At 60.8% G+C, this 16,843-nt stretch carries 10 protein-coding genes and 1 other RNA gene; 6 read left to right on the plus strand and 5 right to left on the minus strand.

What is annotated here, in order from left to right:
* Window positions 1-209: 209 nt before the first annotated feature.
* From guaD to xdhA, 4 genes are read right to left on the minus strand one after another with little or no spacing between them, the layout of a single operon-like run.
* Window positions 210-1,523 carry a guanine deaminase gene (guaD, locus tag KBY08_RS15365; RefSeq protein ID WP_032655303.1) on the minus strand — a complete coding sequence of 438 codons (1,314 nt, stop codon included), beginning with the start codon at window positions 1,521-1,523 and terminating at the stop codon, window positions 210-212.
* A gap of 17 nt (window positions 1,524-1,540) precedes the next feature.
* On the minus strand, window positions 1,541-2,380 hold the full coding sequence (xdhC, locus tag KBY08_RS15370; RefSeq protein ID WP_024641687.1) for a xanthine dehydrogenase accessory protein XdhC: 840 nt from the start codon (window positions 2,378-2,380) through the stop codon (window positions 1,541-1,543).
* Complete coding sequence (xdhB, locus tag KBY08_RS15375; protein ID WP_024660795.1) at window positions 2,377-4,896, minus strand: xanthine dehydrogenase molybdopterin binding subunit; 2,520 nt, start codon at window positions 4,894-4,896, stop codon at window positions 2,377-2,379. The genes xdhC and xdhB overlap by 4 nt, the downstream gene beginning before the upstream one ends.
* Window positions 4,889-6,343, minus strand: coding sequence for a xanthine dehydrogenase small subunit (gene xdhA / locus KBY08_RS15380; protein ID WP_024660796.1), 1,455 nt, complete (start codon window positions 6,341-6,343; stop codon window positions 4,889-4,891). Before xdhA ends, xdhB begins: the two co-directional genes overlap by 8 nt.
* 277 nt (window positions 6,344-6,620) lie before the next feature.
* Between xdhA and KBY08_RS15385 the strand changes: the two genes are divergently transcribed.
* From KBY08_RS15385 to KBY08_RS15405, 5 genes are all read left to right on the plus strand, one after another.
* Entirely contained in the window at window positions 6,621-7,280 is a 660-nt protein-coding gene (locus KBY08_RS15385) for a GntR family transcriptional regulator (RefSeq protein ID WP_011267259.1), read from the plus strand.
* A gap of 4 nt (window positions 7,281-7,284) precedes the next feature.
* Window positions 7,285-10,773 (plus strand): chromosome segregation protein SMC, encoded by a 3,489-nt coding sequence (gene smc / locus KBY08_RS15390; RefSeq protein WP_024660797.1) that lies wholly within the window; start codon window positions 7,285-7,287, stop codon window positions 10,771-10,773.
* 250 nt (window positions 10,774-11,023) lie between these two features.
* Entirely contained in the window at window positions 11,024-11,887 is an 864-nt protein-coding gene (gene zipA / locus KBY08_RS15395) for a cell division protein ZipA (RefSeq protein ID WP_003405868.1), read from the plus strand.
* A gap of 124 nt (window positions 11,888-12,011) precedes the next feature.
* Window positions 12,012-14,375 carry an NAD-dependent DNA ligase LigA gene (gene ligA / locus KBY08_RS15400; protein WP_032655298.1) on the plus strand — a complete coding sequence of 788 codons (2,364 nt, stop codon included), beginning with the start codon at window positions 12,012-12,014 and terminating at the stop codon, window positions 14,373-14,375.
* Between the two features lie 297 nt (window positions 14,376-14,672).
* On the plus strand, window positions 14,673-15,839 hold the full coding sequence (locus tag KBY08_RS15405; protein ID WP_003405864.1) for a putative zinc-binding metallopeptidase: 1,167 nt from the start codon (window positions 14,673-14,675) through the stop codon (window positions 15,837-15,839).
* Window positions 15,840-15,895: 56 nt separating this feature from the next.
* Here the strand turns inward: KBY08_RS15405 and KBY08_RS15410 are convergent, their stop codons facing one another.
* Window positions 15,896-16,384 (minus strand): GNAT family N-acetyltransferase, encoded by a 489-nt coding sequence (locus KBY08_RS15410; protein ID WP_024660984.1) that lies wholly within the window; start codon window positions 16,382-16,384, stop codon window positions 15,896-15,898.
* Window positions 16,385-16,610: 226 nt separating this feature from the next.
* Between KBY08_RS15410 and ffs the strand changes: the two genes are divergently transcribed.
* Window positions 16,611-16,707, plus strand: an RNA gene (gene ffs / locus KBY08_RS15415) — signal recognition particle sRNA small type.
* The last annotated feature ends 136 nt before the right edge of the window (window positions 16,708-16,843 follow it).

Genomic DNA, 16,843 nt, shown 5'->3' on the forward strand with positions numbered 1-16,843 from the left:
GAGTTTTGCCTGCTCTGTATATTTACCCATGACGCCTCCAAAGGTTGCATCCAACCTTCGGGGGTCACACCAGAGCGTGAGGAACGATAATCTTAACTTCGTGCTGAAGCTCTGCGTCGTAATTCAACTATCGTGCGACGCTCCGCGTCGGCATGCCGTTCCGGACGCTCTGCGTCCTCTTGGCACGCTGGGGCGTGAGGAACGAGGTGCTAGCCTCTGTCATGCACCAATCGCCCACCCGACCAGGTCTGCTTCACCGTCCGGTCATCACCGATGGTCATCAGCACGAACAGAATCTCTTCGATAGTCTTCGCCTGCTTCAAGCGATACGACAGCAGTGGGGTGGCGTTGTAGTCGAGCACCAGGAAGTCGGCCTCGTTGCCGGGCTTCAGGCTGCCGACCTTGTCTTCCAGACGCAGCGCCCGCGCGCCGCCCAGCGTTGCCAGGTACAGTGATTTGAACGGATTGAGCCGTGCGCCCTGCATCTGCATGACCTTGTAGGCCTCGTTCAGGGTCTGCAGAATCGAAAAGCTGGTGCCGCCGCCCACGTCGGTGCCCAGACCGACATTCACCTTGTGCTTCTCGGCCATCGGCAGGTTGAACAGGCCGCTGCCCAAAAACAGGTTGGAGGTCGGGCAGAAGGCAATCGCCGAACCGGCCTGCGCCAGTCGGGCGCATTGTTCGTCGCACAGGTGAACGCCATGGGCGAACACCGAGCGCTCGCCTAGCAGGTTGAAGTGATCGTAGACGTCCAGGTAATGCTTGCGCTCCGGGAACAGCGCCTTGACCCACTCGATCTCCTGAAGGTTCTCGCTGATGTGGGTCTGCAGGTACAGGCCGGGATACTCGGTGAGCAACTGGCCGGCCAGGCTCAATTGCTCCGGGCTGCTGGTCGGCGCGAATCGCGGCGTCACTGCGTAACTCAAACGACCTTTGCCATGCCAGCGCTCGATCAGTGCCTTGCTGTCGGCATACCCGGATTCTGGCGTATCGACCAGATAATCCGGCGCATTGCGGTCCATCATCACCTTGCCGGCGATCATGCGCAGATCAAGTGCCTGGGCCGCGCTGAAAAACGCCTCGACCGATTCCTTGTGCACGCTGCCGAACACCAGCGCCGTGGTGGTGCCGTTGCGCAGCAGCTCCTTGATGAAGATGTCGGCCACCTGCGCCGAATGCGCGGGGTCGGCGAACTGGCTTTCGCAGGGGAAGGTGTAGGTGTTGAGCCAGTCCAGCAATTGCTCGCCGTAGGAGCCGATCATGCCGGTTTGCGGCAAGTGGATATGGGTGTCGATGAACCCCGGTGTGATCAGTGCGTCCGTGTACTCGATCAGCTCGACATCGTCGTCGAGCCGCTCCAGCAGATCGGCAGCGTGACCCACCGAAACGATCGTGCCGTCCTCGACCAGCAGCAAGCCGTCGGCAAAGTATTCACAGGATGCCTCCAGCGCCACTTCGGCCGGGTCGGCGAGGCTGTGAACGATGGCGGCGCGGTAGGCTTTACGGCGGGAAACTGAACTCATGGCACTCTCGTTGTGACTCATTGCGACCGACTGCGGCGCGATACAGGCAGCAGTCTGGCGATAGGTTCGGCATTGGCGGTGTGTTGGCCAAAGCTGACATTGTAAGTGGCGATTATTTCCGCGGCGATGGACACCGCGATCTCGATGGGCAGTTTGCCTTTGACTTCGGCCAGGCCCATCGGGCAACGCATGCGTTGCAGCAGACTGGCGTCGAAACCGCGTTCCCGCAAGCGATGTTCGAACTTGACCCGTTTGGTTTTCGAGCCGATCAGCCCGAAGTAACCAAAGTCGCCGCGCGTGAGGATGGCGGCCGTCAGTTCCAGATCCAGCTGATGGTTGTGGGTCATCACGATGCAATAGGTGCCGACCGGCAGTTGCGCGACCTCGTCGACCGGCTCGTCATTGATGATCTTCGTCACGCCCTCGGGCATCTGTTCGGGGAATTCCTGCTCACGGCTGTCGATCCAGCGTACCCGGCAGGGCAGGCTGGCCAGCAACGGCACCAGCGCTCGGCCGACATGACCGGCACCGAATACGGCGATCTGCGCGACGGGCTCGCCCATCGGTTCGAACAACAGCACGTTCACGCCACCGCAGCACTGGCCCAGGCTTGCACCCAGGTTGAAACGTTCCAGGCGCGTCTGCCGGGTGCCGCTGGCAAGCATCTCGCGGGCGATCTCCATGGCCTTGTATTCCAGGTGGCCGCCACCGATGGTGTCGTGGATGTGCTCGGCGCAGACCACCATTTTCGATCCGGCATTACGTGGCGTGGAGCCCAGCTCCTCGATGATCGTCACCAGAATGCCGGGTTCTCCACGGGCCTGCAGCTCGGCCAGGGCGCTGATCCAGTTGTTCATTTCTGCTCCAGGACAGAGTGATCCAGGCCAGGTGCCTTCGCGAGCAAGCTTGCTCCCACGGGGGCATCCTGAATAGGTGAAGGCGAGCCTGGCGAAGCTTCACTTGCCCGCGAAGAGGCAGAAACAATCGGCTCGGCGCCTTCGCTGGATGCGCGACGCGCAGCGCTGTTCTGGCGCATCTGTTCACAGCCCCACAACACTTTTTCCGGTGTTGCCGGGGCGTCGATGTTCGGTTGATGACGGTAGTCGCCCAGACTCGCCACGGCGTCCTTGATCGCGCACCAGGCGGCGATGCCGAGCATGAACGGCGGCTCGCCGACGGCTTTGGAATGGAACACCGTGTCTTCCGGGTTCTTGCGGTTCTCTACCAGCTTGATGCGCAGATCGAGCGGCATGTCTGCCACTGCCGGGATCTTGTAGGACGCCGGGCCGCTGGTCATCAGCTTGCCCTTGTCGTTCCACACCAGTTCCTCGGTGGTCAGCCAGCCGGCGCCCTGAATGTAGCCGCCTTCGACCTGACCGATATCGATGGCCGGGTTCAGCGACGCGCCGACGTCGTGCAGGATGTCGGTGCGCAACATCTTGTATTCGCCGGTCAGCGTATCGACGATGACCTCCACGCAGGCTGCACCAAAGGCGTAGTAATAGAACGGCCGGCCACGCGCCTGGCTGCGGTCGTAAAAAATCTTCGGCGTCTTGTAATAGCCGGTGCTCGACAGCGACACCTGGCCCATCCATGCCAATTGCGCCAGTTCGGCGAACGGCAGGAACAGCTCGCCGATCCGCACATGGCCGTTGCGGAATTCGACCTCCGCTTCGCTCACCTGATGGTGCCTGGCAGCAAACTCCACCAGCCGTTGCTTGAGGATTTCAGCGGCATTCTGTGCGGCTTTGCCGTTCAGGTCCGTGCCGCTCGAAGCCGCAGTCGGCGAGGTGTTCGGCACCTTGTCGGTGTTGGTCGCGGTGATCTGGATGCGCTCGATGTCCACCTGAAACACCTCGGCGACCACCTGCGCGACCTTGGTGTTCAAGCCCTGGCCCATTTCAGTGCCGCCATGGTTCAGGTGGATGCTGCCGTCGGTGTAGATATGAATCAGCGCACCGGCCTGATTGAGAAAGCTGGCGGTGAACGAGATGCCGAACTTGACCGGCGTCAGCGCCAGGCCTTTTTTCAAAACCGGACTGCCGGCATTGAACGCACGAATCGCCTCGCGGCGCTCGGCGTACTGGCTGCTTTGCTCGAGGTCGGCGGTCATCTCTTCCAGCAGGTTGTGTTCGACCGTCTGGTAATAGTGGGTGACGTTACGCTCGGTCTTGCCGTAATAGTTGGCCTTGCGCACGTGCAGCGGGTCCTTGCCCAGGAAACGTGCAATGCAGTCCATGACCTCTTCGATGGCGACCATGCCCTGCGGGCCGCCGAAGCCCCGGTAGGCGGTGTTGGACGCGGTGTGCGTCTTGCAGCGGTGGCCGTTGACGGTGGCTTCGCCCAGATAATACGCGTTATCGGCATGGAACATGGCGCGGTCGACGATGGACGCCGACAGGTCCGGCGAATAGCCGCAGTTGCCGGCCAGATCCAGATGTATACCCTGCAGACGACCGTCATCATCGAAACCCGCGTCGTACTCGATGTAGAACGGGTGGCGCTTACCGGTCATCTGCATGTCTTCGAAACGTTGCAGGCGCATCTTGGTGGGCTGGCCGGTCAATCGGGCGATCACTGCGCACAGGCAGGCCGGGCTGGCCGCCTGGGTTTCCTTTCCGCCAAAACCACCGCCCATGCGGCGCATGTCGACCACGATGCGGTTCATTGGCACGCCCAGCACCTCGGCCACCAGTTTCTGGATTTCCGTGGGGTTCTGGGTCGAGCAATAGACGATCATGCCGCCGTCTTCGGTCGGCATCACCGAGGATATCTGGGTTTCCAGGTAAAAATGCTCCTGGCCGCCAATGTGCAGGTTGCCCTGCAGGCGGTGGGTTGCGCGCGCCAGCGCAGCGGCAGAGTCGCCACGCTTGTGCGTATGGCTGTCGAGCACGAAGTGTTTCTGGCGCAGGGCCTGGACCACATCCAGCACCGGTTGCAGGTCTTCGTATTCGATGATCGCCGCCATCGCCGCCTGGCGTGCAGTGTCCAGGTCGCGAGCCGCCACGGCGAGCACCGGTTGTCCGACGAACTCCACCTTGTCGATGGCCAGCAGCGGGTCGCCGGGCAGCAACGGCCCGATGTCCTTGAGCCCCGGAATATCCTGATGGGTAATCGCGATGCGTACACCTTCGAAGGCGTAGCAGGGCGAGGTATCGATGCTGACGATGCGCGCATGGGCGCGGTCGGAAAGGCGTGCGTACACGTGCAACTGGTTGGGAAATTCCAGGCGATCATCGATGTACACCGCTTCGCCGGACACGTGTTTGTCGGCACTGTCGTGCTTGACGCTGCGGCCCACGCCGGTGTTCAGACCCTGCTGAAATACCGCCAGCATCTCCGCCTGGGTGCTGTTTGAGGAATGCTCAGACATAGTCAGTCACCCGCGTTGGAACGGCTGGGGTCTGTAACTCGATGAAGTACTTGCGCAGCAGGTTTTGCGCACTCAACAGGCGGTATTCTTTGCTCGCCCGGAAATCCGAGAGTGGGGTGAAGTCCTCGCTCAGTGCCGCGCAGGCGCGCTCGACGGTTGCATGGCTCCATGGTTGCCCGATCAGCGCCTGTTCGCAGGCCGCTGCACGCTTGGGAATCGCTGCCATACCACCGAACGCTACGCGAGCCTCGTGGATGACGCCGCCTTCCAGGGTCAGACGAAAAGCCGCGCAGACCGCCGAGATGTCGTCATCCAGCCGTTTGGAGACTTTATAGGCGCGGAAAATCTGTCGCGAAGAGGCAGTGGGCACGATGATCTTTTCGATGAACTCGCTTTCCTGGCGGGCCGTGACCTTGTAGTCGATGAAATAGTCTTCCAGCGCCAGGGTGCGTTGACTGTTGCCTTTGCGCAGCACGATCTGCGCACCGAGGGCGATCAGCAGCGGCGGGGAGTCGCCGATGGGGGAGGCGTTGCCGATGTTGCCGCCCAGCGTGCCCTGATTGCGGATCTGCAACGAGGCGAAGCGCTGCAGTAACTCGCCAAAGTCCGGGTATTCGGCCTTGAGTGCTGCATAACAATCGGTCAGCGGGGTTGCCGCACCGATCTCCAGGCGGTCGTCGAAACGCTTCACGCCCTTCATCTCGTCGATGTGTCCGACGTAAATCATCACCGGCAACTGTTTGTGAAACTGCGTGACTTCCAGGGCCAGATCGGTACCGCCGGCCAGCAGACGCGCCTGCGGATGGCTGTCGTAGAGGTCCGCCAGATCCGCCACGGTCAGCGGGATGAAACAGCGTTTTTCGCCGTCATTCAGTCCATCGGTGCTGGCCGGGGCGATGGCGCGCAGGCGTTCGACGGTTTGCGCCTGGCGCTGATCGAACTGGTCCGGCAGGCGCTGCGCGCACGACTGCTCGGCAGCGGCCAGAATAGGGCGATAACCGGTACAACGACACAAGTTGCCGGCCAGGGCTTCGTGGGCCTGATGGGCATCGGCTTCGCTGCTGTTCTTTTGCAGGGCAAACAGCGACATCACAAAGCCGGGGGTACAAAAGCCGCATTGCGAGCCATGACACTCGACCATCGCCTTCTGCACGCTGTGCAACTGCCCCTGATGCTTGAGGTCTTCGACGCTGATCAATTGCTTGCCGTGCAGCGACGCCATGAACGTCAGGCACGAATTGAGGCTGCGATAACGCAGCGTTTGCTCGCCGTCGCCGTCACTGTGCAACTCGCCCACCACGACGGTGCAGGCACCGCAGTCACCACTGGCACAACCTTCCTTGGTACCGGGCTTGTGTGCCTGCTCACGCAGGTAGGTCAGCACGGTCATGTTCGGATTCAGGCTGCGCTCGGTTTTTAGCTCTTGGTTCAAAAGGAACTGAATCACGGCGCAAAGCCCTCACGTTTATTGTCATCAGACATGTCGATGAATCTATCAGCTCTGTTTATTGGGTCAATTTGTTTCTGACTTCCGAGTCAGGAAATTGAGTTTTTCGGCAATCTGCCGATCAAAGAGCCTCTGGTTCTTGAATCGCCTGTCGGCTGTGATTCAAGGTTTTGCGTATTTCGTGCCAGTTTCCGCGTTTATGGCCCTGCGCCACCCGTGCCGGTTGAGATACACTCCGCGACTTGCATGCGGAACTGGTTTTTTCTGAAGGATAGTCATGACGTTCAAGGCCCCGGACAGCCTCGCTGAGCAAATTGCTCATCATCTTGCCGAGCGGATCATTCGCGGTGAGCTCAAGCCTGGAGAGCGTATCCAGGAACAGAAAGTCACGCAGGCGTTGAACGTCAGCCGTGGCTCCGTGCGCGAAGCATTACTGATTCTGGAGCGCCGCCACCTGGTAGTGATCCTGCCGCGTCGTGGCGCACAGGTCACGGTGCTCAATGCGCACAATGTCATTAGCCTGTGCAGCCTGATGAGCGAGCTGTACATTCTGCTGGCCAATGCGGTGGTCGAGCGCTGGAAGACCGAAGAGGATCTTGCGCCGTTTCTGCAGATACAACAGCGTCTGCAGGCCAGTTTCGAGCAGCAGGACGTCAATGCATTCGTCGAAGAGAGCTTCAATGTCATGCGCGCGGCCTACCCGTTCGCCAGCAACCCGTACCTCGAAGAAACCGTCGAGAACCTGCAGCCTTCCATGAGCCGCAGCTATTTCATCGCGCTCGAGCAACGTAAGGCTGACATGGGTGACTACCTGGCGTTGTTCGGCGATCTGCTTGGCGCAGTGGTGGCGCGGGATATGCCGAAGATTCGTGTCGTGCTGGTCAGCTACTGTCAGCGCAGCTGCCAGCTGGTGCTGGCCGCCCTGGCAGCGGGCTGACGCCGTGCGCCTGAAGTGCATCAAGCTGGCGGGGTTCAAATCTTTCGTCGACCCCACCACGGTGAACTTCCCCAGCAACATGGCGGCTGTCGTCGGCCCCAATGGCTGTGGCAAATCCAACATCATCGACGCCGTGCGCTGGGTCATGGGCGAAAGCTCGGCCAAGAACCTGCGCGGCGAGTCGATGACCGACGTCATCTTCAACGGCTCCACCAGCCGCAAGCCGGTGAGCCAGGCCAGCATCGAGCTGGTCTTCGACAACTCCGACGGCACGCTGGTGGGCGAGTACGCGGCGTATGCGGAAATCTCCATTCGCCGCAAAGTGACCCGCGACAGCCAGAACAGCTACTACCTCAACGGCACCAAATGCCGCCGTCGCGACATCACCGACATCTTCCTCGGCACCGGCCTGGGGCCGCGCAGTTATTCGATCATCGAACAGGGCATGATCTCCAAGCTGATCGAAGCCAAGCCCGAAGACCTGCGCAACTTCATCGAAGAAGCCGCAGGGATTTCCAAGTACAAGGAGCGGCGTCGGGAAACCGAAAACCGCATTCGTCGTACCCATGAGAACCTGGCGCGCCTGACCGATCTGCGTGAAGAGCTCGAGCGTCAGCTGGAGCGTCTGCACCGGCAGGCTCAGGCGGCCGAGAAATATCAGGAATACAAGGCCGAAGAACGCCAGCTGAAAGCGCAATTGTCGGCCCTGCGCTGGCAGGCGCTGAATGATCTGGTGGGTCAGCGCGAGGCGGTGATCAGCAATCAGGAGGTCGGTTTCGAGGCGCTGGTGGCCGATCAGCGAAGCGCCGATGCCAGTATCGAAAGGCTGCGCGACGGCCACCATGACCTGTCCGAACGCTTCAACCTGGTGCAGGGCCGCTTTTATTCGGTCGGCGGCGACATTGCCCGCGTCGAGCAGAGCATTCAGCACGGTCAGCAGCGGCTGCGCCAATTGCAGGATGACCTGCGTGAAGCCGAACGTGCCCGCCAGGAAACCGAATCGCACCTTGGGCACGACACCACGTTGCTTGCCACCCTCGGCGAAGAGCTGGAGATGCTCGAGCCCGAACAGGAAATGACCAGCGCCGCCGCCGAGGAGTCGGCCATCGCTCTGGAAGACGCCGAAGCGGCCATGCAGGGCTGGCAGGAGAAGTGGGACGTCTTCAATCAGCAATCCGCCGAGCCGCAGCGTCAGGCACAGGTCCAGCAGTCACGCATTCAGCAACTGGAACAGAGCATCGAACGCCTGGCCGAGCGCCAGCGGCGTCTGGCCGAAGAGCGTCAACTGCTGGCCGCGGACCCGGAAGATGCGGCCATTCTGCAATTGAGCGAAGACCTCGCCACCCGCGACATGACCCTTGAAGAGCTGCACATGGGCGAGGAGCAGGCGGTCGAGCGTCTTGAGCAATTGCGCGAGGCGTTGCAGCACGCCAGCCAGGCGCAACAGCAGGCGCAGGGCGAGCTGCAACGTCTCAACGGCCGGCTGGCGTCCCTCGAAGCGCTGCAGCAGGCGGCACTTGACCCGGACACCGGCACCGCCGAGTGGCTGCGTGATCAGCAACTGGCCGAGCGACCGCGTCTGGCCGAGGGGCTGAGCGTCGAAGCCGGCTGGGAACTGGCCGTGGAAACTGTGTTGGGTGCCGATTTGCAGGCCGTGCTGGTCGATGACTTCGACGGGCTCGATCTGGCCAATTTCGAACAGGGCGATCTGCGTTTGCTCAGCGTGGGTGCCGACACGATTCGCGCGCCGGGCAGCTTGCTGGAAAAGGTCGACAGCACGGTCGACCTGTCGGCCTGGCTGGGCCAGGTGATTCCGGTCGAGAACCTGGATGAGGCGCTGGCGCGACGTGCACAACTCAGCGCCGGGCAAAGCTTGATCAGCCGAGACGGCTACTGGGTGGGCCGGCACTTTTTGCGTGTACGCCGCGCCAGTGAAGCGCAGAGCGGTGTGCTGGCGCGCGGTCAGGAATTGCAGCGGCTGAGTCTGGAGCGCGATGAGCGCGAAGCGACGCTGGCCACTTTGGAAGAGCAATTACTGGTCTTGCGCGAGCAACAGTCGCAGGAGGAAGACGCGCGTGAGCAGCTGCGCCGGCGCGTACAGGACGAAACCCGCCAGCAAAGCGAACTGAAAGCGCAACTGTCGGCGGTCCGGGTAAAAGTCGAGCAGTTGACCCTGCGCCGCACCCGCCTTGATGAAGAACTGGCCGAGCTGGGTGAGCAGCGCGCGGTCGAGCACGAACACCTTGGCGAATCGCGCCTGCAATTGCAGGACGCACTGGACAGCATGGCGCAGGATACCGAGCAGCGCGAAGTGCTGCAGGCCCAGCGTGATGCGCTGCGTGAGCGTCTGGACCGGATACGTCAGGATGCGCGGCAACACAAGGATCACAGTCATCAACTGGCGGTGCGTCTGGGCTCGATCAAGGCGCAATACGATTCGACCCGTCAGGCGCTGGAGCGCCTGCGCATGCAGTCCGAAAGGCTTACCGAGAAGCGCGAGCAACTTAGCCTGAATCTGGAGGAGGGCGAGGCACCGCTCGAAGAGCTGCGCCTCAAGCTTGAAGAGCTGCTGGAGCGGCGCATGGTGGTCGATGACGAAATGCGCATCGCCAAGAACGCACTCGAAGACGCTGATCGCGAATTGCGTGAGGCAGAAAAACGTCGCACCCAGGCCGAGCAGCAATCGCAACTGCTGCGTGGCCAGCTGGAACAGCAGCGTCTGGAGTGGCAGTCGCTGACGGTGCGTCGCAAAGCCTTGCAGGACCAGTTGCATGAGGACGGCTACGACCTGCATGGCGTGCTCGCCACGCTGACGCCGGAAGCCAGCGAACAGGCTGCCGAGCAGCAACTGGAAAGCATCGCCGGGCGTATTCAGCGCCTGGGCGCAATCAACCTCGCGGCCATCGACGAGTATCAGCAGCAGTCCGAGCGCAAGCGCTATCTGGATGCGCAGGATGCCGATCTGGTCGAAGCGCTGGACACCCTGGAAAACGTCATCCGCAAGATCGACAAGGAGACGCGAAACCGCTTCAAGGATACCTTCGATCAGATAAACAGCGGAATTCAGGCACTTTTCCCAAAAGTTTTCGGTGGTGGCTCCGCTTATTTGGAACTGACAGGCGAAGATTTACTCGATACTGGGGTGACAATCATGGCGCGTCCCCCTGGCAAGAAGAACAGCACCATCCATTTGCTCTCGGGTGGTGAAAAAGCCCTGACCGCGCTGGCGCTGGTGTTTGCCATTTTCAAACTCAATCCTGCGCCGTTTTGCATGCTTGACGAGGTGGATGCGCCGCTGGATGACGCCAACGTGGGGCGCTATGCACGATTGGTGAAAGAAATGTCACAAACGGTGCAGTTCATCTACATCACCCACAACAAGATCGCCATGGAAATGGCCGATCAACTGATGGGGGTGACGATGCACGAGCCCGGTTGTTCGCGGCTGGTAGCTGTGGATGTGGAGCAGGCGATGGCGCTGGTTGATGCCTGATTCGACGCCTCGTTCTGCGGACAAGTGGCCGCCCGGAGGCCTGAAAGTGAGACGTTGGTACATGAGATGGCAATTTGGGCGGCGAAGAGACGTAACAGACGGTGTAAAGTTACCTTTGGTCGTGCTAGTTTAGTGAACACTTTTTATTTTCGCGTGGGCGAATTGCCAGTCAGAACATAGACTTGGCACCACGTATTAAAGGGGTTTAGGCCCTTATTTTCAGATTTCTTCATTAGAGGCACTGGATTACATGGAAATCGGTCTGCGCGAGTGGCTGATCGTCATCGGCATAATAGTCATCGCCGGTATTCTCTTTGATGGCTGGCGCCGTATGCGCGGCAGCAAGGGTAAATTGAAATTCAGACTGGATCGGAGCTTCTCCAACCTTCCGGATGAAGAAGAAACCACGTCTGCCGAAGTGCTGGGGCCGCCCCGTGTGCTGGATACGCACAAGGAGCCGCAGCTCGACGAGCACGATCTGCCGTCCATGAGCGCCAGCCCGCGTGAAGGCAAGCGTAGCAACAGCGACAAACGCAGTGACAAGAAGCGCAAGGACGAGCCACAGCAGGGCGACCTGAACCTGGATCTCGACGGCCCGAGCCTGTTCACGGGCCGCGACGACGATTTCCCGGATGACAAGCCGACCCAGCGCATCACTGAAGACAAGGATCTGCCTCCGGTGGAGGAAGTGCTGGTCATCAGCGTGATCTCGCGCAGCGAAGGCGGTTTCAAGGGCCCGGCACTGTTGCAGAACATTCTGGAAAGCGGCCTGCGTTTTGGCGAGATGGATATTTTCCACCGTCACGAGAGCATGGCTGGCAACGGCGAAGTGCTGTTCTCGATGGCCAATGCGGTCAAGCCCGGCGTGTTCGACCTGGACGATATCGACCATTTCAGTACCCGTGCGGTCAGCTTCTTCCTCGGCTTGCCAGGCCCTCGTCATCCCAAGCAGGCCTTCGACGTGATGGTTGCCGCGGCTCGCAAGCTGGCTCACGAGCTGGATGGCGAACTGAAGGATGATCAGCGCAGCGTCATGACCGCGCAGACCATCGAGCATTATCGCCAGCGCATCGTCGAGTTCGAGCGTCGTGCGTTGACCCAGCGTCGCGGTTAAGCAAGCCCTTGGGCGGGTCCCCGATCATGAGCGTGCTGCGGCACGCCTTGTCGGGACCTGAACAGAACAGAGCCAACAGATTGAGCAGCCTCGGCTGCTTTTTTGCTTTTTGAGAGAACACCGTATGAAGGCCGTCGAAACCCGAATCCTGGAACTGCGTGCAGAGCTGGATCAGCACAACTACCGCTACCACGTTCTGGATGAACCGAGCATTCCGGATGTCGAGTACGACCGCCTGTTTCACGAGCTCAAGGCCCTGGAGGCGGAAAACCCCCATCTGGTCACCCCAGATTCGCCGACGCAGCGGGTCGGAAGCGCGGCCTTGTCGGCGTTCACCCAGGTGCGTCACGAAATGCCGATGCTCAGCCTGGGCAACGCGTTCGAAGAAAACGACATGCTCGAATTTGATCGGCGGGTCACCGAGGGGCTGGATCTGCCGGCCGGCGACCTGTTTGGCGAAGGCGGCAAGGTGCAGTACAGCTGCGAGCCCAAGCTGGACGGTCTGGCCGTCAGCCTGCTGTATCGCGACGGTGCGCTGGTGCGGGGCGCGACACGCGGCGACGGAACCACCGGCGAAGACATCAGTGTCAACGTGCGCACAGTACGCAACATCCCGCTCAAGCTGCAGGGCAAGGGCTGGCCGGATGTGCTGGAAGTGCGCGGTGAAGTGTTCATGTCCAAGGCCGGTTTCGAGCGGCTTAACGCCAGCCAGCTGGAAATCGGCGGCAAGACCTTCGCCAACCCGCGCAACGCAGCCGCAGGCAGCCTGCGTCAGCTGGATTCCAAGATCACGGCCAACCGGCCGCTGGAGTTCTGCTGCTATGGTCTGGGCCAGACGTCGGCGGAAATCGCCGACACGCATATCGGCGTGCTTGAAGCGCTGAAAAAATGGGGCATGCCGGTCAGTCGCGAGCTGAAACTGGCGAATGGCGTCGAGGAGTGCCTGGCCTATTACCGCGATATCGGTGAGCGGCGCCTGACGCTGACTTACGAGATCGACGGTGTAGTGTTCAAGGTCAACAACCTGGCAGCGCAGCGCGAACTGGGCTTCCGCGCCCGTGAGCCGCGCTGGGCGATTGCTCATAAATTCCCCGCCATGGAAGAGCTGACCGAACTGCTGGATGTCGAGTTCCAGGTGGGCCGTACCGGCGCAGTGACGCCGGTCGCGCGGCTCAAGCCGGTCAAGGTGGCAGGCGTCATGGTCGCCAATGCCACGCTGCATAACATGGACGAAGTGGCGCGGCTCGGCCTGATGATTGGCGACACGGTGATCATCCGGCGTGCCGGTGACGTGATTCCGCAGGTGGTGCAGGTGGTTGCCGAGCGCCGCCCCGAGAATGCCAGGGCAGTGCAGGTTCCGCAGACCTGCCCGGTGTGCGGCTCGCATGTCGAGCGCACGCAACTGATCAAGCGCAGCAAAGGCAAGGAAACCGTCACCGAAGGCGCAGTGTATCGCTGTGTCGGGCGTCTGGCCTGCGGTGCGCAACTCAAGCAGGCGATCATCCATTACGTGTCGCGTCGCGCCATGGACATCGAAGGGCTGGGTGACAAGACCATCGAGCAACTGGTCGATGAGAAACTCATCGGCTCGCCTGCCGATCTGTACAAGCTGAAATACGAACAGATCATCGACCTGGAAGGCTTCGCGGAAATCTCCAGCAACAAGCTGCTCAAGGCCATCGCCGACAGCCGACAGCCGACCCTGGCGCGCTTCATTTATGCGCTGGGCATTCCCGATGTGGGTGAAGAGACGGCCAAGGTCCTGGCGCGTTCGCTGGCTTCGCTGGAGCGTGTCAAACAGGCCTTGCCGGAAGTCTTGACCTACCTGCCGGATGTCGGTTTGGAAGTGGCTTACGAGATTCACAGCTTCTTCGAGGACGAGCACAACCGTAGCGTCATCGATGCGCTGCTCGGTGAATGCGGGCTGCAATTGCAGGATCAGGGCGAGCTGGGCGCCGAGTTCGCGGCCAGCACCACGCTGGAAGGGCTGATCGACAAACTGCACATTCCGTCGGTAGGACCGGGTGCTGCGCAGAAACTGGCGGACCGGTTCGGTACGCTGGAGGCCATCATCAGCGCCGACTGGCTGGACATGCGTCAGGCACTGCCGGAGAAACAGGCCAAGTCGGTTCGTGACTTCTTCGACGACAGCGCAAACGCAGAGCGCGCCCGCGCCATCGAAGCCCAGCTCAAGGACTTCGGCATGCACTGGCGCAGCGAGAAAAAAACCGTCGAAGGCTTGCCGCTGGCTGGCCAGACCTGGGTGCTGACCGGCTCGCTGGAGCGCATGAGCCGCGATGTCGCCAAGGAAAAACTCGAAAGCCTCGGTGCCAAGGTGTCCGGCTCGGTCTCGGCCAAGACCCACACCGTGGTCGCCGGGCCGGGTGCTGGCTCGAAACTGACCAAGGCCAACGAACTGGGCCTTACCGTGCTGGACGAAGATGCACTACTCAAACGCCTGACCGAGCTGGGCGTGGCGGTTGATTGAGGAAGGCCGACGCTGCGTATGCCCTGATGATCGTGCGACGCTCCGCGTCGCATGCAGTTCTGGACGCTCTGCGTCCGATCTTGAGTGTGAGGGTGCGGCGTAGATCTGTGACGCGGAGCGTCACGCACTGCATTCCCACGCTGGAGCGTGAGGAACGATAATCCCGACTACCGTGCGACGCACCGTTTTGGTCCATAAACACGCCGTCAGCCTTATCATTCATGCCGCTCGATAATATTTTTGAACCCCTGAAGCGTCGGCATGATCTAGTCCATGCAAGGTCAACGAGAGATCGCCATGTATCGCTTCTTCGAGCAACTGAGTTCACGCATCACCGCCCCATTTGTCGGCGAATCCAAACGTAACAGCAAGGTCTGGCAGTGCACCTGTGGCCAGTCGGTGTTTTTCCCCAATACCCAATGCCTGGCCTGTTCGGCAGCGCTGGGCTACCTGCCTGAGCAGGGACGCGTCGCTACGCTCGAAGCAGGGCCTGAGCCCACTACCTGGCGCTTGAGCGATGAGCCGGGTGCCGGGCTGTATCGGCGTTGCGCCAACCTCGGCACTCCGGCAGCCTGTAACTGGCTTTTTCCAGAGCACAATGCTGGCGAATTCTGTGTCGCGTGCAGCCTCAATCACACCATTCCCGACCTGTCCGTGGTTGAAAACGGCGAGCGCTGGCGCAAGGTCGAGACCGCCAAACGTCGCCTGGTCGCACAGCTGATCTCCCTGGGGCTGCAGGTCATCCCCAAGACTATCGACGAAGAAACCGGCCTGGCCTTCGATTTTGTCGGTGTCGATCTGGAAGGCAACCTGCCAACCACAGGCCATGCCAACGGTCTGATCACCCTGAACATCGAAGAAGCCGACGACGCACACCGCGAAGCGATGCGTGTACAGATGCACGAACCCTATCGCACCTTGCTCGGCCATTTCCGTCATGAAGTCGGTCATTACTACTGGGATCGGCTCATCGCCAATACCCACTGGCAGGACAGCTATCGCAACCTGTTCGGCGACGAGCGCGCCAGCTATGCGGACGCGCTCGATCACCACTACAAGAACGGCGCGCCGGACAACTGGCAGGAAAGCTTCGTCAGTGCCTACGCGACCATGCATCCGTGGGAAGACTGGGCCGAAACCTGGGCGCATTACCTGCACATGATGGATGCGGTCGACACCGCGCTGGGGTTTGGCATGAGCGCTCGCGACATGGAGCTCGATTACCAGCCGTTTCCGCTGGAAGTGCTCTACGACCCTCAGCATCCGGGCGGCCCGGCGTTCCTGTCGTTCGTCAATGCCTGGATCGAGCTGGCGAGCATGCTCAACGAGCTGTCACGCAGCATGGGGCAGCCGGATTTCTATCCGTTCGTGCTGCCTCCAGCAGTCATCGCCAAGCTGCACTTCATCCATCTGGTGATTCAGGATGCCGGTGGCAAGGCTGATGAGGTTCTGCAGGCCCAGTAACGCGGGTCGTGCCTGACACGCTTCGGCGGCGTGTCAGGCGTTTGTTCAAAAACGGTTCAAAGCGTCAGGGTAAGTCTGCGCTCGAAGCCGATGCGCCCGCGATACGCCTCACCGGTATCGGTCCAGCCCTGGCCTGTATAAAGCCCGATGGCGGCCGAGTTGTCCGCATCCACCGACAGCATCAATTGAGTGATGTCCGGCCATTTCAGACGCAACGCCGCAGGCAGCGCTTGCAGGCACGCCTTGCCCAGCCCCTTGCCCTGTTCACGGTGATCGATCTGCAACGCATGCAGTGTTGCCGTCAGATCCTCCTGAGCCCAATGCGGCAGACAATCATCGCGCTTGAGCAGGAAAAACCCCACCGGCTTCTCGTCACCGAGCAGCGCGAAGCCGCAAATATTCGGACTGGGTCTGACCAGAAGCGTATTGAGCGCGGTGTAGATGTCGCCGGAAAACTGTATCTGTTCCTGCGTAACCTCAAGGTATCCGAGCTGCTGGCGTTGAGGGGCGGTGAGGTCGTGGTAGTCGACCAATCGAGTCTGCATGAGCAACCTGCTGGCTGATTATTGTTGAGGCGGGCAGGGTACAGGATCGAATGGGGTCGTTTCGAGGATTTGTAACGCTGATGACCGGTACGCATTTGCCGTTCAGCCCCGGCACACAAGTGCTTGAGCCCCCTCGAAATTTTTATCCGCAGCAACGGTTGTAAACTCGCGCAAGACCGGTACAATGGCGCGGCTCGCCAACTGGTGAGTGTCGTTATGGTGACCCCATCGGTCCCCCCGCAACGATTACCCGTGAACCTGGTCAGATCCGGAAGGAAGCAGCCACAGCGGGAACATTGTGTGCCGGGGTGTGGCTGGTGGGGGCACCACCTTAACGAATCTTCAGTCGGTCCTCGACGCAGTTGCACTGCAATCCCCCTATCTCCCAGTACCTCCGAACCCTCGCCATATGCCGAACGCGCTTTAGCTATTCCTGCTTTTGTGTCCGCGCATGGATAC

The organism is Pseudomonas sp. P135, assembly GCF_020312125.1.
In the GTDB taxonomy this organism is placed as follows: domain Bacteria; phylum Pseudomonadota; class Gammaproteobacteria; order Pseudomonadales; family Pseudomonadaceae; genus Aquipseudomonas; species Aquipseudomonas fragariae.

What these genes read in the sequence shown, in the direction of transcription:
- xdhB (WP_024660795.1), bottom strand. Translation starts at nt 4,896, where the DNA reads ATGTCTGAGCATTCCTCAAACAGCACCCAGGCGGAGATGCTGGCGGTA.
- ligA (WP_032655298.1), top strand. Translation starts at nt 12,012, where the DNA reads ATGAAGGCCGTCGAAACCCGAATCCTGGAACTGCGTGCAGAGCTGGAT.
- zipA (WP_003405868.1), top strand. Translation starts at nt 11,024, where the DNA reads ATGGAAATCGGTCTGCGCGAGTGGCTGATCGTCATCGGCATAATAGTC.
- xdhC (WP_024641687.1), bottom strand. Translation starts at nt 2,380, where the DNA reads ATGAACAACTGGATCAGCGCCCTGGCCGAGCTGCAGGCCCGTGGAGAA.
- KBY08_RS15410 (WP_024660984.1), bottom strand. Translation starts at nt 16,384, where the DNA reads ATGCAGACTCGATTGGTCGACTACCACGACCTCACCGCCCCTCAACGC.
- guaD (WP_032655303.1), bottom strand. Translation starts at nt 1,523, where the DNA reads ATGAGTTCAGTTTCCCGCCGTAAAGCCTACCGCGCCGCCATCGTTCAC.
- KBY08_RS15385 (WP_011267259.1), top strand. Translation starts at nt 6,621, where the DNA reads ATGACGTTCAAGGCCCCGGACAGCCTCGCTGAGCAAATTGCTCATCAT.
- KBY08_RS15405 (WP_003405864.1), top strand. Translation starts at nt 14,673, where the DNA reads ATGTATCGCTTCTTCGAGCAACTGAGTTCACGCATCACCGCCCCATTT.